This window comes from Rhizobium sp. BK049 (genome assembly GCF_014193135.1).
Taxonomy (GTDB): Bacteria; Pseudomonadota; Alphaproteobacteria; order Rhizobiales; family Rhizobiaceae; genus Rhizobium.
On the sequence record NZ_JACHYV010000076.1, the window covers coordinates 1 to 1,018 of the forward strand.

The 1,018-nt window shown below is 57.7% G+C and carries 1 protein-coding gene; it reads left to right on the forward strand.

Going from position 1 to position 1,018, the window contains the following annotated elements; translation table 11 throughout:
* Positions 1-932, forward strand: a 932-nt coding sequence (locus tag FHT70_RS30095) for a reverse transcriptase domain-containing protein (protein WP_183706754.1), incomplete at its 5' end; no start/stop codon positions are given.
* Between the last annotated feature and the right edge of the window lie 86 nt (positions 933-1,018).

Below are 1,018 nucleotides of genomic sequence, written 5' to 3' on the forward strand. Positions count from 1 at the left end.
CGGACTCCTACGGGTACAGGCCGGGAAAATCGGCTCTTGATGCCGTTGGGGTGACGCGTCAGCGGTGCTGGAAGTACGATTGGGTTCTGGAATTCGACATCAAAGGGCTGTTTGACAATCTTCCGCATGATCTCTTGCTGAAGGCGGTCAGAAAGCACGTCAAATGCAACTGGGCTCTGCTCTACATCGAAAGATGGCTGGCCGCGCCTATGGAAAAGAACGGAGAAGTCATTGAGCGAACGCGCGGTACCCCGCAAGGGGGCGTGGTTAGCCCGATCTTGTCGAATCTCTTCCTGCATTACGCGTTCGACGTCTGGATGACCCGGACACATCCGGACCTTCCATGGTGTCGGTATGCGGACGATGGTCTGGTGCACTGCCGAACAGAGCAAGAAGCAGAGGCGCTCAAGGCCCAGCTTCAAGCCCGGCTGGCAGCATGTGGACTTGAGATGCATCCGACCAAGACCCAGATCGTCTACTGCAAGGATAATCGGCGCCGAGCGATGTATCCGGCTGTCAAATTTGACTTCCTTGGATACCAGTTCCGGCCGCGACAGGTGGCGACGTCACAGCGGAATGAGTTCTTCTGTGGCTATACCCCAGCGGCCAGTCCGACGGCGCTCAAGTCGATGCGGACCACGATCAAAAGCTTGAACATTCCGCGGCAAACGCCGGGGACGCTGGCTGAAATCGCCAAACAGATCAATCCGCTCCTCCGGGGATGGATTGCCTATTATGGGCGGTTCAGTCGTTCGGCCCTGTTCTCTCTGGCTGACTATGTCAATCGGAAGCTCAAGGCCTGGATCATGCGAAAGTACAAGCGCTTTCGGTTCCACAAGACTCGGGCGTCGCAGTTCCTGCGGCAACTTGCCCGAGACAGGCGGGACCTCTTCGTACACTGGCAGGCGTTCGGAACGAACACGTTTACCTGATGGGAGCGGTGTGAATCGAGAGGTTCACGCACCGTTCTGCGAGAGGCCGGCAGGTGAAATCCCTCCGGCCTACTCACCCCTGGATC